24 protein-coding genes are annotated in these 25,237 nt (G+C 61.0%); 5 read left to right on the forward strand and 19 right to left on the reverse strand.

The window, feature by feature from the left end; genetic code table 11:
• Positions 1-108: 108 nt before the first annotated feature.
• Genes D8U71_RS14845 through cyoA form a run of 9 tightly spaced genes read right to left on the reverse strand, consistent with a single transcriptional unit; the run spans position 109 to position 7,425 of the window.
• Positions 109-783, reverse strand: coding sequence for a polysaccharide lyase family 7 protein (locus D8U71_RS14845; protein WP_110599440.1), 675 nt, complete (start codon positions 781-783; stop codon positions 109-111).
• Between the two features lie 27 nt (positions 784-810).
• Positions 811-1,986: an MFS transporter gene (locus tag D8U71_RS14850; RefSeq protein WP_177434913.1), complete on the reverse strand. Its 1,176-nt coding sequence runs from the start codon at positions 1,984-1,986 to the stop codon at positions 811-813.
• 40 nt (positions 1,987-2,026) lie between these two features.
• Entirely contained in the window at positions 2,027-2,269 is a 243-nt protein-coding gene (locus tag D8U71_RS14855) for a DUF2934 domain-containing protein (RefSeq protein WP_130888087.1), read from the reverse strand.
• Positions 2,270-2,325: 56 nt separating this feature from the next.
• Positions 2,326-2,586, reverse strand: a complete 261-nt coding sequence (locus D8U71_RS14860) for a metallothionein (protein ID WP_024012801.1) — start codon at positions 2,584-2,586, stop codon at positions 2,326-2,328.
• A complete protein-coding gene (gene cyoE, locus D8U71_RS14865) occupies positions 2,579-3,604 on the reverse strand; it encodes a heme o synthase (protein ID WP_130888088.1) in 1,026 nt (341 codons plus the stop codon). Before cyoE ends, D8U71_RS14860 begins: the two co-directional genes overlap by 8 nt.
• Positions 3,562-3,900: a cytochrome o ubiquinol oxidase subunit IV gene (gene cyoD, locus D8U71_RS14870; RefSeq protein ID WP_016774550.1), complete on the reverse strand. Its 339-nt coding sequence runs from the start codon at positions 3,898-3,900 to the stop codon at positions 3,562-3,564. Before cyoD ends, cyoE begins: the two co-directional genes overlap by 43 nt.
• Before the next feature lies 1 nt (position 3,901).
• On the reverse strand, positions 3,902-4,516 hold the full coding sequence (locus tag D8U71_RS14875) for a cytochrome o ubiquinol oxidase subunit III (protein WP_130888089.1): 615 nt from the start codon (positions 4,514-4,516) through the stop codon (positions 3,902-3,904).
• A gap of 2 nt (positions 4,517-4,518) precedes the next feature.
• A complete protein-coding gene (gene cyoB, locus D8U71_RS14880) occupies positions 4,519-6,492 on the reverse strand; it encodes a cytochrome o ubiquinol oxidase subunit I (protein ID WP_130888090.1) in 1,974 nt (657 codons plus the stop codon).
• A 3-nt stretch (positions 6,493-6,495) separates the two neighbouring features.
• Positions 6,496-7,425, reverse strand: coding sequence for a ubiquinol oxidase subunit II (gene cyoA, locus D8U71_RS14885; protein WP_024012805.1), 930 nt, complete (start codon positions 7,423-7,425; stop codon positions 6,496-6,498).
• Positions 7,426-7,745: 320 nt separating this feature from the next.
• On the opposite strand from cyoA, the gene D8U71_RS14890 reads away from it, so the two are divergent.
• A complete protein-coding gene (locus D8U71_RS14890) occupies positions 7,746-8,060 on the forward strand; it encodes a hypothetical protein (RefSeq protein ID WP_016774554.1) in 315 nt (104 codons plus the stop codon).
• 13 nt (positions 8,061-8,073) lie between these two features.
• On the opposite strand, the gene galE (D8U71_RS14895) is transcribed toward D8U71_RS14890, so the two are convergent.
• A complete protein-coding gene (gene galE, locus D8U71_RS14895) occupies positions 8,074-9,099 on the reverse strand; it encodes a UDP-glucose 4-epimerase GalE (RefSeq protein ID WP_125926834.1) in 1,026 nt (341 codons plus the stop codon).
• Between the two features lie 319 nt (positions 9,100-9,418).
• Between galE (D8U71_RS14895) and D8U71_RS14900 the strand changes: the two genes are divergently transcribed.
• Genes D8U71_RS14900 through D8U71_RS14915 form a run of 4 tightly spaced genes read left to right on the forward strand, consistent with a single transcriptional unit; the run spans position 9,419 to position 14,695 of the window.
• Positions 9,419-10,588: a glycosyltransferase family 1 protein gene (locus D8U71_RS14900; protein ID WP_130888091.1), complete on the forward strand. Its 1,170-nt coding sequence runs from the start codon at positions 9,419-9,421 to the stop codon at positions 10,586-10,588.
• Positions 10,576-11,748: a UDP-galactopyranose mutase gene (glf, locus tag D8U71_RS14905; RefSeq protein ID WP_130888092.1), complete on the forward strand. Its 1,173-nt coding sequence runs from the start codon at positions 10,576-10,578 to the stop codon at positions 11,746-11,748. The genes D8U71_RS14900 and glf overlap by 13 nt, the downstream gene beginning before the upstream one ends.
• On the forward strand, positions 11,745-12,938 hold the full coding sequence (locus D8U71_RS14910; RefSeq protein ID WP_130888093.1) for a beta-glucosidase: 1,194 nt from the start codon (positions 11,745-11,747) through the stop codon (positions 12,936-12,938). The genes glf and D8U71_RS14910 overlap by 4 nt, the downstream gene beginning before the upstream one ends.
• Positions 12,935-14,695 (forward strand): ABC transporter ATP-binding protein, encoded by a 1,761-nt coding sequence (locus D8U71_RS14915; RefSeq protein ID WP_130888094.1) that lies wholly within the window; start codon positions 12,935-12,937, stop codon positions 14,693-14,695. Before D8U71_RS14910 ends, D8U71_RS14915 begins: the two co-directional genes overlap by 4 nt.
• Positions 14,696-14,703: 8 nt before the next feature.
• On the opposite strand, the gene D8U71_RS14920 is transcribed toward D8U71_RS14915, so the two are convergent.
• Genes D8U71_RS14920 through D8U71_RS14960 form a run of 9 tightly spaced genes read right to left on the reverse strand, consistent with a single transcriptional unit; the run spans position 14,704 to position 25,224 of the window.
• Positions 14,704-16,182 carry a family 16 glycosylhydrolase gene (locus D8U71_RS14920; protein ID WP_130888095.1) on the reverse strand — a complete coding sequence of 493 codons (1,479 nt, stop codon included), beginning with the start codon at positions 16,180-16,182 and terminating at the stop codon, positions 14,704-14,706.
• 30 nt (positions 16,183-16,212) lie between these two features.
• Positions 16,213-17,268: a UDP-glucose 4-epimerase GalE gene (gene galE / locus D8U71_RS14925; protein WP_130888096.1), complete on the reverse strand. Its 1,056-nt coding sequence runs from the start codon at positions 17,266-17,268 to the stop codon at positions 16,213-16,215.
• 31 nt (positions 17,269-17,299) lie between these two features.
• Positions 17,300-18,718, reverse strand: coding sequence for an oligosaccharide flippase family protein (locus tag D8U71_RS14930; RefSeq protein ID WP_130888097.1), 1,419 nt, complete (start codon positions 18,716-18,718; stop codon positions 17,300-17,302).
• A gap of 17 nt (positions 18,719-18,735) precedes the next feature.
• Complete coding sequence (locus D8U71_RS14935; protein ID WP_130888098.1) at positions 18,736-19,665, reverse strand: glycosyltransferase family 2 protein; 930 nt, start codon at positions 19,663-19,665, stop codon at positions 18,736-18,738.
• Positions 19,659-20,966, reverse strand: coding sequence for an O-antigen ligase family protein (locus D8U71_RS14940; RefSeq protein WP_130888099.1), 1,308 nt, complete (start codon positions 20,964-20,966; stop codon positions 19,659-19,661). The genes D8U71_RS14935 and D8U71_RS14940 overlap by 7 nt, the downstream gene beginning before the upstream one ends.
• 1 nt (position 20,967) lies before the next feature.
• Positions 20,968-22,074, reverse strand: a complete 1,107-nt coding sequence (locus D8U71_RS14945) for a glycosyltransferase (protein ID WP_130888100.1) — start codon at positions 22,072-22,074, stop codon at positions 20,968-20,970.
• A complete protein-coding gene (locus D8U71_RS14950; protein ID WP_130888101.1) occupies positions 22,071-23,150 on the reverse strand; it encodes a glycosyltransferase in 1,080 nt (359 codons plus the stop codon). Before D8U71_RS14950 ends, D8U71_RS14945 begins: the two co-directional genes overlap by 4 nt.
• Positions 23,151-23,161: 11 nt before the next feature.
• Positions 23,162-23,869: a WecB/TagA/CpsF family glycosyltransferase gene (locus D8U71_RS14955; protein ID WP_122746365.1), complete on the reverse strand. Its 708-nt coding sequence runs from the start codon at positions 23,867-23,869 to the stop codon at positions 23,162-23,164.
• Positions 23,866-25,224, reverse strand: a complete 1,359-nt coding sequence (locus tag D8U71_RS14960; RefSeq protein WP_130888102.1) for a UDP-glucose/GDP-mannose dehydrogenase family protein — start codon at positions 25,222-25,224, stop codon at positions 23,866-23,868. Before D8U71_RS14960 ends, D8U71_RS14955 begins: the two co-directional genes overlap by 4 nt.
• Positions 25,225-25,237: the final 13 nt, after the last annotated feature.

Here is a 25,237-nt window from a genome sequence, read left to right on the forward strand (position 1 = left end):
CGCAGGCAATTTCGAAGTCGAAGAGGAGGCTGAAAACCCACCATCGAGCTCAGCTCTGACAAGGGCCTGCCAGCGAAAGCTGACCCAGGCCCTTGCTCGTTTCAGCCCCTAAGTATGCGAAATCAACAAGTCACTGATGATGCAGATCGAGCCATCCTCTGGCGGCGTGGCGTCGGTGTAGTCGATCTGGTTGTAGACCCCGCCGTGGAAATTGAACACCTGCGAATTCCAGGTTGAGTCGAGCTGCAAATCACCTGATGTACCGACAACGCCGTTGTAGTCGACAGTGACTCGAGCCACGCCGGCAGAGTTGGCGCGAATGGTGATCTTGAACTTCGCCCCCAACGGTACACCCTTGAGCACCGTGGTGTTGACCGGCGTGGGCTGATTGAAACTCTGGCGGAAGCCCATGGTGATGTTGCCTTTCTGCCAGAACACTTTGATGACCGGGCCGTCGTCGTTTTTCACATGCATCTGCGAGATAACGACTTTCTGCGCAGAGTTGACCTTGGTCACGGTCATTTCCTGATAGTTGAGGTGGTCAGCGGCGCTGGCCAGCGACCAATAGAAGGATTCTTTCCATTCGCAGCGGGTGCGGTGAGTGCTCTTGCTCGAGGCGCCTTTGGTCGGCGCGGACAGTTGCAGCGATCCATCCGGTAGCACCGTGACGATGCTCGGGAACTGCGCAATGGCTTCGGCGCCGTTGAGCTCAAGTGCGACCGGATTGGTCGCCGAGACGGGAACCGGAGTGGAGAGGGTGAGATTGCTGATGTTTACGGCCATGGTTTGTACTCCTGACGATAAAAATCATTAGCGACCCAAGCCTTCGGTGGATTGGCACATCTGTCTGCGCGGACTTTCACCATCTCTTGGGCACAGCACCATGGCGGCGCAAGCGGCCGCCGCGAAAACACAAAGGGCAAAGATCACGCCCGTTGCCTCCAGCACAGCGCCGAAAATCGGCGTGCCGGCGGTTTGGCCGAGTGCCAGAAGCAGAAACGGTATGCCCAATCCCAAGTCGGGACGATCCGGAAACAGGCGGATGCCTTGCAGCAGATAAACGCCCGAGGAAACGATATAGGCCGCGCCAAACAGGCACATTGCGACGAGGCCAGACCCGGCTGATATCGAGGCGGCCGACAGGCCCAATGTCCCGAGGGCGATCCCAGCCAGTGCCAGATGCTGAATACGCACGACACCGAATCGGCCGGTGAACACGCCCGTCATACACCCGCTGATTCCCGCCGCACCCAGGACGATCCACGCCCAGGCGATCGACTGATCACTGAATCCAGCCTCGCCGCGCAGGATATCGGCACCGAATGTCCAGATCGCCGTGCTCGCCAACCCCATCAGGAAAGCACTGGCGCACAGAGGCAGTACGCCGGGTCGACGCAGCATTGCCAGCGAGAAGTTCTGCGCGATGTCATGCTCGACCCGGCGCGGTACCGCAAACCAGAGCCAGATCGTGACGCCGATGCCGATCAAGGCAAACAGGGCATACAGCTGGCGCCATTGCCCGGCCGCCAATATCGCCGCCAAACCGGAAAAAACGATGCCCGCCGCTGTCCCGGCATTGATAAAACCATTGGCCCGCGGGCGATCCGCATCATCAAGACGCGCTGCCACCGCACTGGCCAATGGCGGCGAGGTCAAACCGGTGCTCAATCCCGCCAGAGCCACGCCGCAACCCAACGTCAATCCCGACGACGCGAGCACAATCAAACCCATCCCGAGCGCCGCCGCCGCGCCGGCCATTACCGTCAATCCGCGTGGGCTGACTTTGCCGCTGCACACAAACGTCGCGACGATGCCCACGCAATACGCCGCAAATGCACTGCCGCCGATCCATCCAGCGGCGGAAACACTCAGTGCCAGATCCTGACGAATCTGCGGCAGCAGCAGGCCATAGGCGAAGCGTGCCAGACCGTAGGACAACGCCGTCAACGCGAAGGCCGCCAGCACCAGATTGATGCCGCGCTTCACGAGCCCATTCCTCCCGCAAGCGCGCGCCTTTGAAGACCGGTCATTTAGCAGCAGACGTGGTTTTTTTGCGGGTTCTGGTCGCGGGAGCAGCGGTCCCAGGCTTGGCCTTTTTCCGTGGTGCCGGCGGCGCTACGCTGCTGGCGACCGAACCCGGCAAGCCATCGGAATCGAACGCATCCAGTTCTGCGCGCGCCTGCAACCAGTGCTCGAAATCATTGCCGTGCGGCCGACCTTGTTCCTCCCAAAGCCTGTAGGCGATCTTGCGGATGGTTTCCTCGTCCATTTCGTTGTCTCCTGCTGATGTAAAAAAGTGCCTCGAAGGCGAGCACCCCTGGCGGATCACGGGGAAATCGGATCGCTGGCGGGAAAGGTTTCCTCGACTGCCTGATCCAGTTTCGAGTCACTGACATTGCGCTCATCGGCCCCAAGGTTCTGCTCGCAATGGCAGGTCGAGGACGGGCAGGGTTGGCCCTTCGGGTGAAGATCCGCGCAGGCCTGACTGCAAAACTGCTTGCCGTCACGCTCGAAGGTTTGTTCGCCGCTGCATTTGCAGGTGCAGCCCGGGCAGGCGCAATCAATTGTTGAAGGATCGTTAGCCATGGGTTTCCTCCAGGTGGTCTGTAAAGGCAGTCGTTACCGATTCTGATAACCCGCCCCGCACCTGCGTTTGATGATTTTCCCCCACGCCCGATGAGTGGTAGAGCGCAGAGGGCGAGGGCAGTACGGCGTTCAGTGCCAGGGAAAGATTCAGCGCCAGGATCAGCAGGATCGATACGCTGAAAATGCGCCGCGCCCAGACTTTCGCATTGGTGGTTCGCACCGGTCGCAACGTCAGATAAAACCAGTAGCCGCCCAGGCCAAGTACCACCAGCGGATAAGAAACATTGATAGCCGCAACCCAGCCCAATATCGCCGCGCTGATCAGGAACGCGACCATGTACAGGTTGATCTCGCGTCGTGCCTGTCTGAGCGTCAAGGTTGGCAATCCGGCGGCACGAAAGTCTTCATGGCGCATGACGGTGATCGCGTGGGAGTGGGGCATCTGCCAGCAGCAAAACACCACGATGAGCATCAGCGCCGTGGCATCGAAGCTGCCGGTCACGGCGCAATAACCGACCACCGGCGGCATGGCCCCGGACAGGCTGCCGACCAGCGTGCCCCAGTGCGAACGGCGTTTCATCAGGCAGGTATAAACGCCCGCATAAACGATCAGACCGACTGCCGCCATGGCGCAGGCCAATGCTGTGGTGCCGAGCCACAGCAAACCGAAGCCGATCACACCCAGCACCGTCGCGTAGCAAAACGCACTGGGCAACGACACAGCGCGAACGGCCAGCGCCCGATGACAGGTGCGCACCATGCGCCGGTCGATATCGCGGTCGACGCAGTTGTTGATCACGCAACCGCAAGCGATGACCAGCGCGGTGCCGAGCAGGGCGGCCAAGAAATGCGCCAGGGACACCGGGCGGCCACCGGCGGCAAGCAGATAGCCGCCGAACACCGAAGCCAGATTGCCGACGATGATGCCGGGCTTGGTCAGTTCCAGCCCGACATTCAGCGACAGCCGCCATTGCTTCAGTGCGCCAGCATGTTGTGGTGAATGCTGTCCATGATCCATAGCGAAAGCCCCACCAGCAGAAGAATGATCACCACCGAGAAGATCAGCGCTCTGAGGTTCCAGCGTTGCTCCTTGGCGGTGTCCAGATGCAGGAAATATTTGAGGTGGGCGAAGACCTGCACCACGCCAAGTGCAACCACCACCCAAGCGGTGACGCTGCGTGGCAACGTCGGGTACATGACCAGGCCAAAGGGAATGACGGTCAGAATCACTGAAATAATGAAACCGACCATGTATGAACGACTAGTGCCATGGCTGGTGCCGGCACTGCTATGAATCGGACTCTGGTTATACATGTCACACCACCCCCAGCAGATAAACCACGGTAAATACGCAGATCCACACCACATCGAGGAAGTGCCAGAACAGACTCAGGCAACTCAGGCGCGTGGTGTTGGTATTGGTCAGGCCCCGGCTGCTTACTTGCAGCATCAACACTGCCATCCACACCAGACCACTGAGCACGTGGGCGCCGTGGGTGCCGACGAGGGTGAAGAACGCGGTCAGGAATCCGCTGCGATCCGGCCCGTAGCCTTCTGCGATCAGATGATGGAATTCGTTGATTTCCATGGCGATGAAGCCGCAACCCAGCACGAAGGTGACGCCAAGCCAGCGCAGCACGTTGGCTTTGTCATTGCGGTTCATCGCCAGCATCGCGTAGCCGTAAGTGATGCTGCTGAGCAGCAGCAACGCGGTTTCGGCAAGGACGTAGGGCAGTTCGAAAATGTCGACAGTCGAAGGCCCGCCAGCCACGCTGTCACGCAGTACGGCATAGCCTGCGAACAGCGTCGCAAACAGGATGCAGTCGGTCATCAGGTAGATCCAGAAACCGAAAATGCGCATCGAGCCCGCGTCTTCATGGCCATGTTCATGGCTGTGCGCGATGTCTTTATCCAGAACGATATTGGACATGTTCAAGCCTCCGCCAAGTCTTTGAGACGCGCTTTTTCAATCCGCGCCACTTCCTGCGCCGGGACGAAATAGTCGATGTCTTCGTCATAGCTGCGCACGACCATTGCCACCACCGAAGCGACCAGGCCGAAGATCGCCAGCCACCAGATATGCCACACCAGGGCGAAGCTGCAGATCAGCGCGAAGACACTGATCACCAGGCCGGCGGAGGTGTTGCGCGGCATATGGATGGCGCGGTAGTCGGTGTGACTGAGGGTGCTGACGCCGCGCTCCTTCATGCCCCAATAGGCGTCGAGATCGTTGACTTTCGGTTGCTCGGCGAAGTTGTAGAACGGCGGCGGCGAGGCCGTGGCCCATTCCAGCGTGCGACCGTCCCACGGGTCGCCGGTGAGGTCGCGCAGTTTCGCGCGGTTGCGAATGCTCACGTAGAGCTGCAACGCCTGCGCGGACACGCCACAAAGAATGATGCCGACGCCAAGCAGTTCCAGCAGCAACCACGGTTGCCAGGCCGGGTTGTCGAAATGGTTCAGTCGTCGGGTCATGCCCATGAAACCGAGCACGTAGGATGGCATGAACGCGAAGTAGAAACCGACCAGCCAGCACCAGAACGCAATGCGCCCGAGGCGGTCGTTGAGGCGGAAACCGAACGCCTTGGGGAACCAGTAAGTCAGCCCGGCCATGTAGCCGAACACCGCGCCACCGATGATCACGTTATGGAAGTGCGCGATCAGAAACAGGCTGTTGTGCAGCAGGAAGTCGGCCCCGGGCACCGCCAGCAGCACGCCGGTCATGCCGCCGATACTGAACGTGACGATAAAGCCCAGCGTCCACAGCATCGGCGTTTCGAAGCGCACGCGGCCGCGATACATGGTGAACAGCCAGGTGAAGATTTTCACCCCGGTCGGCACTGCAATGATCATCGTCATGATGCCGAAAAACGCGTTGACGTTGGCCCCCGCGCCCATGGTGAAGAAGTGGTGCAGCCAGACGATGAACGACAGAATCGTGATCGCAATCGTCGCCCACACCAGCGAGACATAGCCGAACAGGCGCTTGCTGCTGAAGGTCGCGGCGATCTCCGAGAAGATCCCGAACGCCGGCAGGATCAGGATGTACACCTCCGGATGCCCCCACGCCCAGATGAGGTTGACGTACATCATCGGGTTGCCGCCGGCCTCGTTGGTGAAAAAGTGCATGCCCAGATAACGATCGAGGGTCAGCATCAACAGGGTGGCGGTAAGGATCGGGAACGCAGCGAGAATCAGGATCGAGGTGCACAGTGCGTTCCAGGTGAACACCGGCATCTTGAACAGGGTCATGCCTTCGGTGCGCATCTTGAGGATGGTCACGAAGAAGTTAACCCCGGTTAACAGCGTCCCTATGCCGGATATCTGTAATGACCAGATGTAGTAATCCACCCCGACTCCGGGGCTGTAGCCAAGTTCGGACAGGGGCGGGTAGGCGACCCAGCCGGTGCGGGCAAACTCACCAACGCCCAGCGAGATGTTCACAAGCGCCGCACCCACGACGAACAGCCAGAAACTCAGCGCATTGAGGAACGGGTAGGCGACGTCGCGGGCACCGATCTGCAACGGCACGACGATGTTCATCAGGCCGACCACGAACGGCATCGCCATGAAGAAAATCATGATCACGCCGTGGGCGGTGAAGATCTGGTCGTAGTGTTCCGGCGGCAGATAACCCGGCCCGCCACTTGATGCCATGGCCTGTTGGGTGCGCATCATGATCGCGTCGGAGAAACCGCGCAGCAGCATGACCAGCGCGACGATGATGTACATGCAGCCGATTCTCTTGTGATCCACCGAAGTGAACCACTCGCGCCACAGGTAGCCCCACTTGCGCTTCCAGGTGACGGTACCGACCAGGGCAAAACCCATCAGGCCGACGATAGCCAGGGTGTACATGACAATCGGCTCGTGCAATGGAACCGCGTCCCATGAAAGTTTCCCGAACATGATTTAACGCTCCTCGGCCAGCAGACTTGGTTGTTGATTGACGCGCACATCGTCGCTGTTGCTTTGCACCTGGGTTTCCTTCTTGCGCGGTGCTTTGTTCATTCCTTCGTACTTGTCGACGATGTCGAGAAACAGTCGCTCCTGCACAGCCGAGTAATAAGTGATCCTGTGCGCCACTGAAGGCTTGGCCAACTCGGCATAACTGGCTTGATCAAGTTGCCCGGGCGCCGCTTTGACTTTGTTGACCCACGCCTCGTAATCAGCGCCACTGAGTGCCAGGGTGCTGAAGTGCATGTCGGAAAAACCGTGGCCGTTATAGTTCGCAGCAATCCCGCGATACTGGCCGATTTCATTGGCGATCAAATGCAACTTGGTCTGCATGCCGGCCATGGCATATATCTGCCCACCGAGTGCCGGAATAAAGAATGAAGTCATGGCCGCGTCGGAAGTGACGGTGAAACTTACCGGCGTATTCACCGGTATCGCCAGTTCATTGACCGAGGCAATGCCCAGATCGGGATAAATGAACAGCCATTTCCAGTCCGTTGCCACCACTTGCACATTGAGGTGCGGCACGTCGGAGTCCAACGGGCGATAGGGATCGAGTGCATGGGTGGTTTCCCAGGTCACCCAGCCGAGTACGCAAATAATCAGGAACGGCACGCCCCAGACCACCGCTTCGATCTTGTGCGAACTGGCCCAACGCGGCGAATAACGGGCCTTCTTGTTGGTCGCGCGGTAGCGATAGGCGAACAGGAAGGTCATGACGATGACCGGGATCACCACCAACAGCATCAGGCCCGTGGCGAGAATGATCAGGTCGCGTTCATCTCGGGCAACATCGCCCTTGGGGTTGAACACCACCAGGTTGCAACCGGCGAGCAGAACGCTGGTAGCGAGATAGACCAGGCAATAGCTGATTGTTCGCTTCATACATGCTCCTGTTCTTTATAGCGATCCTTGTTTTCTTCGGGCAACAGTTGGCCATGGACAGAAAACCCTGTTTCTGTACCGGCTAATCACGCTGGGCTGAATAACGAGTTGTACTTGAGCTCGCCTGGGCCACGAACTTTTTGAATGAGCATTGCGACGTTGGTTTTACAGAATGTTACGCAAGCTGACGAACGGTTGAACTAGCGAAACGGCGGGCGCGAATCAACGCGCTATGCTGAAAATGCCTCTTGGCAATCCGTGGAATTATTCCGCCAAAGGAAAGATCTTTGACGTGAGCGAGTTGAGTTCAGGAGTACGACATGTTCAAACGCGGCGAAACCTACAACAAATGGAAGGCGACGGAAAAGGCGGAAAAGTGCCATACCGAAGAGGTTGAAAACGGCTGTCATATCGAGGTACGGGCACGGGAAGCCGATGATGGCGACGTCGAAATGTTCATCAGCGTTTACACCGCGACCGGCGAGTGCGCCTACGAGCGCATCAGGAAATTGCCCGGCGTGGAATGGGAAGTCGAGGACGCGCTCAAACGTGGCATCGATCAGGCAGAACGAATCGCCGGCGGCGAGTCCGGACGATTGTCCTGTGCCGATGCGCACGGCCATGAGAACGAGTGAGCGTGCGCAGCTTTCAATTGGCCTGGCGAACGTCAACCTGGCCGAGTTGATTGCACTGCCAGCGCCAGGCATCGGCGAGCATGCTGTGCAGTGAGCGGCTCGCCTGCCAGCCCAGTTCTTCGAGGGCTTTTTGCGGGTCCGCCCAGCATCGCGCGATGTCGCCGGGGCGCCTTGCTTCAATCCGCAAAGGGATCTTGATACCGGTCACTTGCTCGAAGGCGCTGACTACCTCCAGCACCGAATAGCCGCGCCCGGTACCGAGGTTCCAGATGCTCACACCATGGCGATCGCGCAAGGCGTCGAGCGCGCAGACGTGCCCGAGCGCAAGGTCGACGACGTGCAGATAATCACGAATGCCGGTGCCGTCCGGGGTCGGGTAATCGTTGCCGAACACTGACAGCTGCGCGCGCTGGCCACTGGCAACTTCCAGCAGATAGGGCAGCAGATTGTTCGGCGTGCTGGTGGGGGCCTCGCCGAGCAGGCCGGAAGGGTGCGCACCAATCGGATTGAAATAGCGCAGCAGGCCGATCGACCAGCGCGGGTCGGAACTGGCGACACTCTTCATGATATTTTCCGACATCAGTTTCGACATGCCGTAAGGATTGGTCGGCTGGCCAGTGGCGCAGTTTTCGTTGACTGGCAGGGTGGCGCAGTCGCCATAAACAGTGGCCGATGAACTGAACACCAGATGGAAAACTCCGGCCTGGGCCATGGCCTGGCACAAGGTCAGGCTGCCGCCGACATTGGTGTCGAAATAGCGCAGAGGTTCACGCACGCTTTCGCCGACCGCTTTCAACCCGGCGCAATGCACCACGGCATCGATCGGGTAGTCCCGCAACAGGTTGTCGAGCAGTCGTCGATTGCGTACATCGCCCTGGATGAACTCCGGTCGTTTTCCGGCCAGCGTACTGATGCGCTCGATCGCCGCGCGCTGGCTGTTGCACAAGTTGTCGAGGATCACCACATCCTCGCCGTTGCCCAGCCATTGCAGTGCGACATGCGCACCAATGTATCCCGCACCACCCGTAATCAAGATCATGCGCCCGCCCTCACAAGTGACGCCATCGGCGATGGCTTCGTAGATGGTTTCGATGCGCCTGTGCGGCGGCAAAAACCATGGTTGTTCTGGACGGTAGGGGCTGGATTGATCGGCAAGTTCAACCTCGTTTGCCAGCCGGTATGTGCACTTCATCGGCTGCGCTCGAAGTTGGGCTGAACGTCGTGTGAACGCCGTGATTCCAACCTTCAAGAGCCTTACGGCCTCATCGAGAAATGCCCTGCACTTGCAGTGTCGACAAGTGTGACGGCCCGGTGGCTCGGCACTGAGTCGTCTTGTTTTTTTTGATGAGGATCTGGCTATGAACCTGGCAGAACAACCCGAGGCGCTCGCACTGGCGAGCGCGCAAAATGCTGTCGAAGCATCCCTTCAGGTGCGCTCAACGTTGGTGTGCCTGTCGCATCTGCGCTGGGGATTTGTCTATCAACGGCCGCAGCACGTCATGTCGCGATTGGCCAAACACTACGACGTGGTGTTTTTCGAAGAGCCGGTATTTGTCGAAGACGCCACGCCCAGACTCGAGCTTTCGAATCCGGCGGCGGGAATACAAGTGGCGGTGCCGCAATTGCCGATCGGCATGAGTGGCGAGGCGATCGAGCAGGCGCAGAGGCAATTGCTCGATGAACATCTCGCCGGGCGCGTTCAGGGCGATCTGCTCCTTTGGTATTTCACGCCGATGAGCCTGCTGTTTACCGAGCACCTCGACGCTCGGGTTACCGTCTATGACTGCATGGATGAACTGTCGGCGTTCATGGGCGCACCGGCGCGCTTGATCGACATGGAGCAGCAACTGCTCGCCCGGGCTGACGTGGTGTTTACCGGCGGCTTCAGTCTATGGGAGGTCAAGCAGCGCCAGCACGGTAATGCCTATCCGGTACCGAGCAGCGTCGACATCGCGCATTTCGCGGCGGCGCGGCAGGCACTGCCGGAACCGCCCGATCAAGCATCCATAGCGCGGCCACGCCTGGGCTTTTTCGGCGTGATCGATGAACGCTTCGATATCGAATTGATTGACCGCGTGGCGGCGATGCGTCCCGACTGGCAGATCGTGCTGATCGGTCCGGTGGTGAAGATCGATCCGCAGACGCTGCCGCAACGGCCGAACATTCATTATCTGGGCGGCAAGCAATATGCCGAGCTGCCGGACTACCTCGCTGGCTGGGACGTGGCACTGATGCCGTTTGCACTCAACGCTTCCACGCGATACATCAGCCCGACCAAGACTCCGGAATATCTGGCGGGCGGATGCCCGGTGGTGTCGACGCCGATTCACGATGTGATCAGCGGCTACGGCGAGAGCGGCGCGGTGTTCATCGCCGACACCGCCGAGGCCTTCGTCGAGGCCATCGAAAAAGCTTTGCCACTCAAAGGCACCATCGAATTTCTGCAGCGCGCCGATGCCGCGATCGCCGGCATGTCGTGGGACAACACCAGCCGCTTCATGCAGGAGCAGATCGAATGCCTACGATAAGCCTTGAGCGCGCCAAGTCCGGCCAAGCCTATGACTACCTGATCGTCGGTGCCGGGTTCGCCGGCAGTGTCATCGCTGAGCGTCTGGCCGAAGGATTGGGACGCCGAGTGTTGCTGATTGACCGGCGCCCGCATATCGCCGGCAATGCCTACGACCATTACGATGAGGCCGGGGTGCTGGTGCATCGTTATGGCCCGCATATTTTCCACACCAACGCGCAACGGATCGTCGACTACCTGTCACGCTTCACGGAATGGCGGCCCTACGAGCACCGCGTGCTGGCGCAGGTCGACGGCAAGCTGGTGCCGATCCCGATCAATCTGACCACGCTGAATTCGCTCTACGGCCTGTCAATGTCCTCCGAAGAAGCCGAAGTGTTCCTCGCCGAACGCGCCGAACCGGTGGCGACCATTCGCACGTCAGAAGACGTCGTGGTCAATCAGATCGGCCGTGAGCTCTACGAAAAATTCTTTCGCGGATACACGCGCAAGCAGTGGGGGCTGGATCCCTCGGCACTGGATAAATCGGTGACTTCGCGCATACCGACGCGGACCAGCGAAGACGACCGCTATTTCGCCGACACTTTCCAGATCATGCCCTCGGGCGGCTACACGCAAATGTTCGAACGCATGCTCGATCACCCGAACATCGATCTGCTGCTCGGCACCGATTTCAAGGCAGTGCGCGACGAGGTGAAGTACGCGCATCTGATCTACTGCGGCCCGATCGACGAATACTTCGATTTCCAGTTGGGCCGTTTGCCGTATCGGTCCCTGCGCTTCGAACACCAGACCCTCGAGCAGGAACACTATCAGCCAGTGGCGGTAGTGAATTATCCGCACCCGGATGTGCCGTATACGCGCATCACTGAATACAAACACCTGACCGGGCAAACGCACCCGTGCACCAGCATCACTTACGAATATCCGTGTGACGATGGCGACCCGTATTACCCGGTGCCGCGCGCAGAAAATGCCGAGCTGTACAAACGCTATCGAGCGCTCGCCGAGCAGACGCCGAACGTGACGTTTCTCGGCCGACTGGGTACCTACAAGTACTACAACATGGATCAGGTGGTGGGCCAGGCGCTGGCCTTGTATCGGGATATCGAGGCGGCGCAGGCAGAAACCACCGCTGAAACCGAGATCGATGCTTCATGACCGCGCAGCCGAAAGGCGACGAGCCCGACGCAGATGCTTCTTCGATCTTCAGCAGCTGGGTGATGGCCGGTTTCGAATGTTCCAGTCAGCGCCGCCAGGACGGTCGGCGCCTGGATCTGCTGGCCGACACCGGGCATGCGCGCTGGGTGGACAAGGATTACCAGCGACTCAGCGCTTTGAAGATTCGCTGCGCCCGCGACGGCTTGCGCTGGCACCTGATCGAGCGCAGCCCCGGTCGTTATGACTGGAGCAGCTTCGTGCCAATGCTCAAAGCCGCGCAAGCGCAGCGGGTGCAGGTGGTCTGGGATTTGTGTCACTACGGCTATCCGGACGATCTGGATATCTGGCGCCCGGCATTCGTCGAGCGCTTCGCGCGTTTCGCCGGTGCTGCTGCGAAGCTGATGGCGGAAGAGGGCGTCAGCGTTCCGTTCTATTCGCCGATCAACGAGATTTCATTCTGGAGTTGGGCGGGGGGCGAGGTCGCTTACTTCAACCCGAACGCACGCGGACGCGCGCAGGAACTCAAGCATCAGCTGGTACGAGCGAGCATTGCTGCGATCGAAGCGATTCGCGAACAGGCGCCGAATGCGCGGTTTGTCCAGTGCGATCCGTTGATCAATGTGATCGCCGGCTCTCGGCGCAGCGACGATATCGAAGCCGCTGAGGCCTATCGGCTGTCGCAATTTCAGGCGTGGGATCTGCTCACCGGCCGCGAATGGCCGGGTCTGGGTGGGCAGGAGCATTACCTGGATATCGTCGGCGCCAATTTCTATGCGCATAACCAGTGGTATTTCCACGGCCGACGGATCCTTCGCGGCGAGCGCGACTTCCGGCCGTTGTCGGGCATGCTCAAGGAACTGCACCAGCGTTATCAGCGGCCAGTGCTGATCGCCGAAACCGGTGCCGAAGATGATGAACGCCTGCCGTGGCTGGCCTACATCGTCGAGCAGACGCTGCTTGCCCTCGAACGCGGTGTGCCGGTGCAGGGGATTTGCTGGTACCCGTTTCTCGATTATCCGGGGTGGGACAATGGCCGGTATTGTCCCACAGGTGTGTTTGGCTATCCCGATGGCGGGGGCGAGCGCGCGGCGTTTCATCCGCTGCACGTCGAGCTGGCGCAAGTGCCCGAGCGGATTGCCGCAAGTCTGCGCCGGGTCAATGGCCGGCGTGTTGAGGGGCGGGGGAGATGAACTTCCAGCGCAGGCGCGATGAACCGTTGCCGGCGTCAGCCGCCGCGTTTCTATGGCGCTACATAAGAATTCGCCCGGCGCACTTCATCTCCATGGTGGGGCTGGTGATCGGCGCGGCGTGCTGCGCGGTAGTGGTGCAATACGGCATGAAACTGCTCGTCGATGCCATGGCCGCCGGGTCGGCGGCGGAACAGGTCTGGCACGCGTTCGGCCTGTTCATGGCATTGATCGTGATGGAAAACCTGCTGTGGCGCCTCGGCGGTTGGGTCGGTTGCCACACCATCGTCGGCAGTTGTGCGGATCTGCGCGTCGACCTGTTCCATCATCTGACCGGCCACCCGATGCGTTATTTCCGGCGGCATTTCTCCGGTTCGCTGGCCAATCGCGTCTCGGCGATCGGCGCCGCTGCCGACAAAGTGTATGGCGGGCTGACCTGGCGTATCGTGCCGCCATGCGTGGATTTCATCGGTGCCGTGGCCTTGCTGTTGGCGGTGCACGGTGCGATGGCGCTGGCATTGGTCGGTTGCGTGATAGTCGTCGCCGCGCTGATTACCATATTTGGCGTGCGCGGTCGCAGCCGGCACATCGCGTTCGCGTCGCAGTCTGCGCGGGTCGGTGGCGAAATTGTCGATCTGGTTTCCAACGTATGGACGATCAAGGCTTTTTCCGGGCGGGAACGCGAGCGCTTGCGCCTGGAGCGCGAGATCGGCATCGAGGCCGATTCGCACCGCAGCAGCTGGATGTACATGGAAAAAGCCCGGGTACTGCACGACATCTGCCTGACCGTTATGGCCGGCGGCATGCTCGGCTGGGCGATTCTGCTCTGGCGAGCGGGACAGGTGACGGCGGGGGATGTGGTGATGGTCAGCGCGTTGACCTTCCGCATCCTGCACGGTTCGCGGGAACTGGCGCTGGCACTGGTGGAAACCAGCCAGCAGATGGGCGTCATCAGCGAAACCCTGGGCATCGTCGCCCAACCCCACGAGCTCAGCGACGCCTTGGAGGAACTGGCGCCGACGCGCGGGCACATCAAAATGCTCGACGTCAGTTACGCCTACCCGGATGGGCGCAAGGTCTTCGAGCATTTCTTTCTCGATATTCCGGCCGGGCAAAGCGTCGGCATTGCCGGCACCTCGGGCTCGGGAAAATCGACCTTGCTCGGTTTGCTGCAACGTCTGGATGATGTGCGCAGCGGGGTGATCCTGATCGACGACCGCGACATCCGCTCGGTCAGCCAGGACAGCCTGCGCCGACAGATCGCTGTGGTGCCGCAGGAACCGGCGCTGTTCAATCGCAGCATTCTGGAAAACATCGGCTATGGCCAACCGCACGCTACCGAGCAGCAGATCATCGATGCGGCGCGCCAGGCGTTTTGCGATGAATTCATCCAGGCGTTGCCGCAGGGTTATCACACCCTTGTCGGTGAACGGGGAGTGACGTTGTCCGGCGGGCAACGCCAGCGCCTGGGGCTGGCGCGGGCGTTTTTGAAAGACGCACCGATCCTGATTCTCGACGAGGCGACCTCGGCACTGGATTCCGATTCCGAAGCGATCATCCAGCGCGCATTGAGCAACCTGATGCGCGGCCGCACGGTACTCGCCGTGGCCCACCGCCTCTCGACCATCGCCAACTTCGATCGGGTGCTGGTGCTGGAGGACGGCGAGATCGTCCAGGACGGCACTCCCGAAGAACTGCGCGAAAGCCAAGGGCGGTTCCGCACGCTGTGGCAGATGCAGGCGATGGTGCACAACCGTTGAACGCGCTGCTATTGCGCTGAGCGCGTCCAGACCCTGACGTAGTCGATGCGAAACACCGACGGCAGATCAGCATCGTCGACCACGCCGAACCAGTCCCACATCGCTTCACTGTCGAAGACGATTTGCATGGGGAAATGCCAGTAGTTGTTTTTCGCCTCTCGCACCAGCACGCCGTCGACGTACCAGCGCAAGGTCTCGGGTTGCCAGTCAAAGCCGTAGACATGAAAGGTATTGGCCAGCCGCCAGGGTGCGATCCAGGTGCTGCCGGAGCTGAGGTGTTGATCATTCTGCGGTCTGGCCCAGACATGCGCGTTCATGTTGTACCGGCGATCAAAGGCTTCGTTTCGGGTCTTGCCGCCGATTTCGAAGATATCGATTTCCGTGGCGTTGTCCGGCAGCCCCGTCCAGGCCAGCCAGAAGGCACTGGAACCGGCAGAGTTCATCGGTTTTGCCCGGGCTTCGTAATAGCCGTACATCCCCCGTTCGTTGGTTCGGACCATCGCCGAGCTGTAATCCTTGTAGCCCAGGGCGACGTATTTCTCCGGGAGGGTCTGTTTGCGGAAAGTGATGTTCAGATTGCCGTTGCCGAGCTTGGCGTTCTCCGGCAAAAACAGCGCCGGTTTGCGCCCGAGGGAATCGGTGCCGGTGGCGTTGTTGACGTGCCAGCGTTCGGCATCGAGCGCGCTGCCGTTGAATTCGTCGGACAGCCGCGTATCGCGTTTCCAACCGCCGGCATTGGCCTGGTCCGATAACGGCAGGTCGGGCGTAACGTGCGTCGGGGTCGGGCCTAGCGGACCGACGCGAGTCCACGCATCCACCTGTTGCGGAATGGCGACCGCCCACTTTTGCGCCAGATACTCGAACACATTGCGGCGTTCTTCCTGGCTGCTGAATGGGCGGTCATAAACCAGTACTTCGGCAATGTCGCCGCGGAGGATTTCCGAGGTGCCAACCACGTTGCGCGCCACCGCGAACGGGCCGATCGGCACGTCACTGGTTTCCAGCAACGCCAGCGCCGGCTCGTAGGCGCTGGTCTGCTGCACGCTGATGCCGAAATTCGGTGCGACGTTATCGTTATCCGCCAGTTGCGGCCGCGAGCTGAACAGGCGCTGCCAGGCCTTGCCGCCGGCTTGCTCGGGCAGGCGCCGCGAGACAACGAACACCGTCACCGGCCCTTTGCTTGTGCGGATCGCCTGGCCCATGAATGCCGCCGTGCCGCTGAAGCGCACCACGCCGTGGCCGTTGAGGGCGTTGTCGAAGCGCGTCGGCAAAGTCGTCGCCGCGCGGTTGTCGATGTCGACGTCATTGCCCTTGCCGGACTTATCCAGCCAGCGCACGACCTGGTTTTGCCCCTCCAGTGTCATCGAGGCCGGATCATTGCCGTCCAGCCACAGCACCAGTCCGTCAGCCACCGGTTGGGGAATATTGGCCCTGACGCCGGCGCTCAGCATTAGCAAAACCAACAGCAACCATCGTGATCTGTTCATGAGTCTTCCCTAACGTGGATTTGCCCCGGTTCAAGTGCCCACCGCCAGCAGCGGCGCCGGTTGCGGGCGGTAGCCCCATGGGTTGTGAGTCTGCCAGCGCCAGCTGTCGATGAGCATTTGCGTCAGCTCGCGTTGCGCGCGCCAGCCCAGTTCGCGCCCGGCCTTGCTCGCATCGGCGCGGCACTCGGCGACATCACCGGCGCGGCGCGGCGCGAAGCGGTAGGGAATACGCAGGCCGGTGACGTCCTCGAAGGCGCTGATGATCTGCAACACGCTGTAGCCGTTGCCGCTGCCGAGATTCCACACGTGCAGGCCATGCTCGTCGCCCTGCAAAACCTGTAGGGCCTTGAGATGACCTTCGGCCAGATCCAGCACATGGATGTAATCGCGAACGCAGGTGCCGTCGACGGTTGGATAGTCGTTGCCATACACGGTCAACGCAGCGCGCTGGCCGCTGGCAACCTCGGTGAGGCACGGCAGCAGATTGTTCGGTCGACCGTTGGGCGCTTCACCGATCAATCCACTTTGGTGCGCGCCGATCGGGTTGAAGTACCGCAGCACGGCGATGTTCCAGCGCGCATCCGCGAGGGCGAGGTCGCTGAGCAGCTCTTCGATCACCAGCTTCGAGCGCCCGTACGGGTTCGCCGGTTTGCCGGTGCCATGCGATTCCACGATCGGCATCACAGTCGGCTCGCCATAGACAGTGGCCGAGGAACTGAACACCAGATTGAACACCTGCGCGCGCGCCATCGCCTGACACAGGTTCAGTGTGCCGAACACATTGTTGGCGTAGTAATCCATCGGGCGGCGCACGCTCTGCGCAACGGCTTTGAGGCCGGCGAAATGCAGCACTGCATCAATCGCGTAGGTGCTGAAAATCTCGTCCAGCAGCGCGGCGTCGCGGATATCGCCCTCGATGAAATCGACGTGCGAGTGACTCAACAGCTCCAGCCGTGCGACTGCTTCGCGGCTGCTGTTGCACAGGTTGTCGAGGATCAGTACCGAGTGTCCGGATTCGATCAGTTGCAATGCCGTGTGCGAACCGATGTAGCCGGCACCGCCCGTGATCAACGTGGTTTTGCGCATGACGACGTGCTCCATTGCGAGGAAATTCAGCTCAGCGGGCGGTAAACACCAACTTGAATTCTTGCGGCCAGCGCGGGTGCAGCAGGCTGTAGGCCAAGGCATAGGTCAGCGCGCCGATGGCAATATCGCCGGCCAGGTGCGCGTAGCCGGACAGGCTCGTTTGCCGCGACGTCCACATCACCACGACGACCATCAGCAGCGAGGCGAACAGGCTGCGGTAACTGGACTGGAAAAAGCTGCGCCAGTCATAACCGATGGCGGCGTTCAGGCCGCGTACCTGCAACGGCGTGATCAGCAGCATGCGCAGCAGCAAAGCCAGCGCCGCCGCCATGCCGCCGTAGGTCGCCCCGAGCAGATACACCAGCGCCAGCGCGAGCAAGGTGGTGGCAACTTCGGCCTTGAGCGTCAGGTGCGTGCGATTGACCGCCACCAGCGCAGTGGTTGCATACAGGGCCAGATTGCCCAGCGCCGCCGTGCAGGCGAGCACTTGCAACAAGGGAATCGCATCGGCCCATTTCGCGCCGAAGATCAGCAGGATGATGTCTTTGGCAGTCAGGGCGATGCCGAAGAACAGCGGTGTCAGTACGAAACCGCTGATTGCCGTGGAATCGCCGATTACCCCGATCAGCCGCGCAGGCTCGGTACTGCGGCGGGCGAACACAGGCAAGGCGTAACTCATCAAGCCGTTGTAGATTGCCGAGCGCGGCAGGTCGATGATGCGCATCGCCAGGTTGAACATGCCCACTGCATGGGCGCCAGCGGTGAAACCGAGAATCAGGTTGACGCCACGTTGCAGGGTTTGCGAACTCATCACGTTGACACAGACCGGGAGACCGGCGCGCAGAACGTCGCCCAGCACTTGGCGGTCGATAAGAAAGGGAATGCGCCGACGCTTGCTGCGCATCAGTACCAGTGTGGAGATGCCGTCCATGATCAGCGCCTGAGCGACCACCGCCCACGGACCGAAACCCAGCAGCGCCACAGCCACACCGCCGACACCGCCCGCGACTTTGCCGAGCAAGGTACGCGAGGCCAGCAACTTGAAATTGCCGCTGCGGCGCATCTGCGCGACATACACTCGGGCCATCAGAGTGAAGAGGATTTTTACCGAGGCCACGGCGGTCATCCAGCGCAGCGCAGTGGACGGCGTATAGAGCACCACCGCCAGCGCAATCAGCGCAATCGACAACAGACTGACCAGCACGGCAAACCAGAACACGCTGCTGATGTGTTTGTCTTCCACGCGCTCCAGGCGCACCAGCGGATCTTCCAGCATCGACGAGAACAGGATGCCGACCACTTCGACCACGGCGATGATCAGCGTGCCGATGCCCAATTCCGTCGGAGTCAGCAAATGCGCGTAGACGACAAAGGTAATCATCGACAGGAAAATCAGGCCGAACTTCTCGGTGAAAATCCATACGAGGGTCATCAGGCGGCGGTTGGCCATGGCGCGATCCCTGAAATTCAGCGGCTATTTCCCAGGCTTTTCAAGCAGGCGTAGAGGTAGCGCAGGGTCGGTTTGCCCTGGGAGAAAAACAGCGTTTGCCACGAATGCCCGAGCATCTGCCGGAACACCTCGATAACCCGTCGATGATCGCCGCGCCGGGAAAACGCATTGAGAAATTCCACGTGGTTGGCGAGGACGAAATAGATCCGTTGCTGTTTGTTCAGCCGCGTGCCGTAACGCGCCAGATAAAGCTGGATGAAGCGCAGCTTGTGCGGGTAATACTTGTGCGGTTGCGCGGTGATGTTGGCGGCGTTGACGGCGCGCCAGTGGAGGATCTGCGGCACGCTGTGGATCTCGCTGATTTCGGCGATGCGCGTCCACAGCAGGCGATCCTCGGCAAAACGCAGGCTCTGATCGAAGCCGCCAATGGCGACGATGATCTCGCGCAGGGCGAGTACGCCGGAGGTGCCGTTGATGATGTTCTCGCGCATGAAGTCGGCAAAGTGCTCGCCGTGTTTGCAGCGGTCCTCCAATTGGCGTTTGCCGTCGCTGAATTCGCTCATCTGAAAGCAATCGATCAAACCGACTTTGCGTCCCTGTCGGGTCAACTCCACGTGCAGCGCCAGTTGTTTTTGCAGTTTCTCCGGATGCCAGCGGTCATCGGCATCGAGGAAGGCGATAAAGGTTTCTTCGGCGCTGAACACGCCGTGATTGCGCGCACTCGCCGGGCCTTGGTTGGGCTGCTGCAACAGCACGATGGGGAAGGGCGCGGCGTAGTGCTTGACGATCTCTGGACCGGCATCACTGGAACCATCATCGACGACAATGACTTTGTCCGGCAGGCGGGTCTGTGCGCACACCGAGTCCAGTGTGCGTTGGATGCTGGCGGCGGCGTTGTACAGCGGAATCACCACGCACACGGTGACGGCTGAGGGATCATTCAGCATGGGCGTTGCTCCCGGAAAGTGCCGCGCATCGGCCGAGCATTCGCCGCTGGCAGCGGCTGCGGACGGGCGACGAGGTGATGGCGGAAGGTCAGGCTGAGCACGCAGAAGATCAGGAACTCACCCGAGCGATAGTTGGGAATCACATAGGCGACGTAATTGGTAACGACGAACAGACCGATGATCACCAGCGCACAGGCCTGATAGCGCGCCGACTGATCTGCGGTGATTGCCCGATAGCGCTTGCTCAGGGTCTGGGCAAACATCAGCAGCAGCGCGATCAACTGGATCAGGCCGCCATTGAGCAGGGTTTCGACGTAGCCGCTGTGCGCGTTGCCGATGTAGCCCCAGCGCGTGATGAACGCATCGGCATCGGCACTGGCCCAGAACGCGCCGAAACCGTAGCCCTTGAGAAATTGCGCATCTATCAGCGGTTGCAACAGTTCCCAGATCAGCGTGCGGTCGGTCAGCGACGGGTCACGGCCAACCAGTTCCAGCAGCATCGCGTAGTTGGCGTAGAGCACGCCACACAGAAGGAAGAACACCAGCGTCGCCGCCGTGAACGCCAACAGTGAGCGGTTGATGCGCAAGCGGATCAGGGTGATGAAGTAGGCGTAACTGGCGGTGCCGGCGACGATCAACGCAATCGCCGTGGCCGACTGCGCCAGGCCAATGGCAATTAGCGCGAACAGGCCGTAGAGCATGGCCATTGGGTTGCGCTGGCGGATCATCGGCAGCAGCAACAGGATCGCAATAGCGTTCAGGCGTGCACCGGCATTCTTTTCCGCGAACACCCCGCGAAACGCACCGTCACGGATGCCGCCGGAAATAAAGGCGATGTCCGGGCGAATCACGGCAAAGATCAAGCCGACCAGCGCCGCCGCACCGATCACGCAGCCGAACAGAAACGCAATGCGTTCCAGGCTGTAGCGCCAGGCAATGAAACCGGCGAAGAACACCACACTGAGCAGCGCGACGAAACGCTTGAAACTGAGCATCGGCTCGCTCGACCAACTGATCGACGCCGCCACGCAGCCGAGAAACAGCAGCAAGAACAGGTTCTGCCGGTAGAAGCTTTTACTGAGGAAGACCTTGTGCCGGATGAAAAAGAACAGCGGCACTAGCAAGGTCAGCAAGCCGCAGACCTGATTGGCCAGATTGCCTTCCAGATCCTGCTGGGCATCGCCCAGCGTACTGACGTTGCCCAGGCGCAGAAAGAAGCCGATCACCTGGGTGTAAAACAGCACACCGAACAGGGTGAAGGCGTCCGCCAGCGTCGAGTAACGCACTTGCAGGCGGTTCATCTCAGCGCCTCCCGAGTAACGCCTTGAGGTAGGTCTGCACCGCGCGAGCATTGACAAAACGCGCGGCAGCATCAATGCGGCGCTGGCGATGCACGGCTCGCGGCGTGGCCATTTGCGCACTGATCGCGGCGGCGAGGGCGGCGGGGTCGTCGACCTCGACCAAGGGCGCGACGGCACCATCGGCGAGAATTTCCTGCGGGCCATACGGGCAGCGCGTCGCTACCACCGGCGTGCCGGTCGACAGGGCTTCGACCAGGGCGTTGGGGCTGCCTTCGAAACGTGACGACAAAACAAAGCAATCGGCCCGAGCGATTTCGGCGATGGGGTCACTGGCATACCCGGGCAGATCGCAACGCTCTGCAACGCCGAGCGCTGCCGCCTGTGCCAGCAGTTCGCCGCGCAAGGCGCCTTCGCCGAAGATGATCAGCCGCGCATCGCGTTGCGGCAGGCGGGCGAAGGCGTCGATCAGGGTGTCGAAGCCTTTTTGTTGCGCCAGGCGTCCTACAGCGACGATCACCGGAGTGGTTTTGTCCTTCAACCAGGGATGGCTCGGCGCGGCGGCAGGCTTGTCGCGAAAATCGTTGTCGAGCACCGGGTTGTCAGCGGTCGTCACATCGCGCGAACGGGTGATGGTGGTGTCGACCAGATCTTCGGCGACGCCTTGCGACACGCAGATCACCGGGTTGGGAATCAGCCGGTACAGCCACGGCGCCAGCCAGTAGGCGAGCTTGACCGACAGGGCCGGGTTGACGTGCTTGTCCCGCGAAAAGGCATTGCGCTCGCTGACATGCAGCCGCGCCAAGGTACCGGACAACGCGGCGGCGGCAATCGCCACGACGTTGACATGAGTGAGCACCGCCAGTTGCGCGTCGTAGCGATTGCTGCGCAAAAAGCGCATGAGCGCGGGCACGGCAGCGGCGCTGCGCGGGCTGTCGAGCAACACTTGCCTGACCCGCGGATCGAGCGCCGGTTGATTGATGCCGGCACCGGTGAGCATCAGCAGCGTCACTTCGTTGCCGGCCTCGACCAAGGCACCGGCGAGGCGCACCATCATTTTCTCCGCGCCACCGGCGCCGAGGTCCTGGAGGATGATCAGCAGCTTTTTCATCGGTTCCACACCTGGTAATAGGCCTGGGCGGCGTATTGGCTGGTATAGGGCAGGATCGCTTCGCTGACTGAATGTCGGGCTGGAGCTGCCGGTTTGCGGTTGGCCAGACTGTCGAGCATTGCCTCGGTCAGGGCCGGCACATCATTGACCTTGACCAAACGCCCGAGGCGCCCATCGTCGAGCAACTCGCGCGGCCCGCTGCCGCAATCGGTGGAGATCACCGCCGTACCCAACGCCAGCGCCTCGACCAGCACCGTCGGCAAGCCTTCGTGCAAAGAGCTGAGCACCAACAGTTGCGAATGGCGGATCAGCGGATAGGGATTGCGCAGATGCCCGGTGAAATGCACCAGGCGTTCGATGCCCAGCCGTTGTGCCTGCGCTTCAAGCGCTGTGCGCAACGGGCCGTCGCCGGCAATCACCAGATACGGCAGCGGGCGTTGTTGCGCCGCCAGCGCGTAGGCGTCGAGCAGCAGATCGAAGCCTTTGGTGTGCACCAATCGGCCGATGCCCAGCCAGTAATGATGGGGCACACCACCGGGCAACGGCGCTTGTGCCGCACGCATCAGTTGTTCGCTGATCACTGCGTTCGGGCAATAACGAATACGCGGTCGCCCCCACGGCATCAACCCGGCAAGCGACTGGCGCAGACCGTGGGACACCGCGACCACCTTGCCGCTGCCGCACAGGTACAGCGCGTACAACAGCCGCAGGCTGGCGCGCCCGGTGTTTTGCTCGGCGCAATCCAGCGCGGCGTGGCGGGTGTAAATGACTTTGCAGGGACTGCCCAGGGTGGCGAACCAGGTGCAGAGATTGGCCTGCTCCTTGGCGCCAATCAGGTGCGTCACGCTTTCGCGGCGAATCAGCCGGCGCAACAGCACGATCGACTTTAGCCAGCCCGCGAGCCCACTGCCGCCACCGGCCATGCTCGGCGCGCCGTCGACGTTGGGCGAGTCGCCGTTCATGACGAAAAAACTCACCCGCCTTCCGTCCGCCAGAAACTGCTCGGCGAGGCGTTGCTGCACGCACTCGACGCCGCCGCCAGTCTGGTAATCCTTGAGCGTGAACAGAATATGCATCGGCACAATCCTCATGGGGCAGTGACATTGATTGCCACTTGCTGGCGCAGAATCAGTTCGGTCAGGCGCAGGGCATTGCTCGGGTAGTCGAGCAGGTAACGCTTGATCGTGTGCGGCTCGCGGTACATGCGGTAAAAGGCGCGCAGGTGCAGGCGATTGATAGCGTCGGGGTAGTAACGCTCGCTGGCATTGGCCTCCTGACGAATGAAACCGCCGCAGGTGAACGCCACGCCGCTGAAACCACCGCGCAGTGCTTCGAGGATAAAGCGCTCCTGCAGACCGGCGCCAAGGCCGACCAGCAGCAGGTTGGTGCGCTGTCGGCGGATGTCAGCTTGAATTGCCGCACCTTGTTCGGCGTCGAAGTAACCGTTGTGCGCGCCGACCAGTTGCAGGCGCGGGTACTGCATACCGAGCTTGTCAACGAAACGATCAAGCTCGGCCTGCCGCGCACCGACCACGTAGACGCGTTTGCCGCGCTGCTCGGACTCGCGCAACACCGGATCGGCAATCGAGGTGAAATCGAAACTGACCCGCTGCACCGCGCGCCCGGTGATGCGCGACATGAACCCGGACATCAGCATGCCGTCGCAGAAATACGCCAGCGACGGCGGCGGCTGGCGGATGAAACTGCCGATCGAGGCGAAGTTGAGAAAGGAGAACGCCCGGTTGGATTCCAGCAGGGCCGGCGAATAACGGTCGAGCAATTCCAGGCGGATCATGATGCGAGATCCTGTGTTTCGGCGGCGCAGGTTGGCCGGCCGACGCTGATGTAGGTGAAGCCGCGTGCGCTGAGGCGTTGCGGATCGAACAGGTTGCGCCCGTCGAAAATCAGCGGATTTTTCAACTGGCGGGCGAGCAGTTCGAAGTCTGGTGCGCGAAACGCTTGCCACTCGGTGACGATCACCAGCGCGTCGGCATTTTTCAGCGCCGCCTCTTTGGTCCCGGCCAGCGTCAGGTCATCGCGCGGGCCGTAAAGCTGCTGGGCTTGTTCCATGGCTTTCGGGTCGAATGCCTGCACGCTGGCGCCGGCCCGCCACAACGCCTCCATCAACACGCGGCTGGGGGCTTCGCGCATGTCGTCGGTGTTGGGCTTGAAGCTCAGGCCCCACAACGCGAAGGTTTTGCCTTCCAGCGCGCCGTTGAAGTGCTCGGCGATCTTGTGAAAGAGCGTGCTCTTCTGCTCGTTGTTGCGTGACTCCACCGCGCGGAGCAGGCGCGCATCGATGTCGACGCCGTGGGCGGCGTGGATCAACGCCCGCACATCCTTGGGAAAACACGAACCGCCATAACCGATGCCGGGATAGATGAACTGGTAGCCGATGCGCGGATCCGAGCCGATGCCATGGCGGACCATTTCGATGTCGGCGCCAAGCTTTTCCGCGAGCCCGGCCATTTCGTTCATGAAGCTGATCTTGGTCGCGAGCATGCAGTTGGCCGCGTACTTGGTCAGCTCGGCGCTGCGCACATCCATGACGATGATTTTTTCGCGGTTGCGATTGAACGGTTCGTACAGCTCACGCATCAGCGCTTCGGCGCGCGGGCTGTCGGTGCCGATGATGATCCGGTCGGGGCGCATGCAGTCGTCGACCGCGCAACCTTCCTTGAGAAATTCCGGGTTGGAAACCACATCGAAGGTCAGTGCACCACGGCCGCTTTCGCCGAGGATGGCGCTGATGCATTCGCGCACCCGGTCCGCCGTGCCCACCGGCACCGTGGATTTGTCGACGATGATCTGCTCGCCGCGCAAGTGCTCGCCGATGGTGCGGGCGACGCTGAGGACATGTTTGAGATCCGCCGAGCCGTCCTCGTCCGGCGGCGTGCCGACGGCGATCAGCAACACGTCGCCGTGTTTTACCGCAGCGGCCAGATCACTGCCGAATTGCAGGCGACCGCTGTGATGATTGTCCCGCACCAGGCTTTTCAGACCCGGCTCGTAGATGGGCAGGCTGCCGTCATTCAAGGCTTGCACCTTGGCCGCGTCGACATCCACACACAGCACGTTGTGGCCAACCTCGGCCAGCGCGGCGCCCTGGACCAGTCCGACATAACCGATACCGAATACACTCACATTCATGGGAAAACCTCAT

It is taken from the genome of Pseudomonas sp. Sample_21, assembly GCF_004307525.1.
In the GTDB taxonomy this organism is placed as follows: Bacteria; Pseudomonadota; Gammaproteobacteria; order Pseudomonadales; family Pseudomonadaceae; genus Aquipseudomonas; species Aquipseudomonas atacamensis.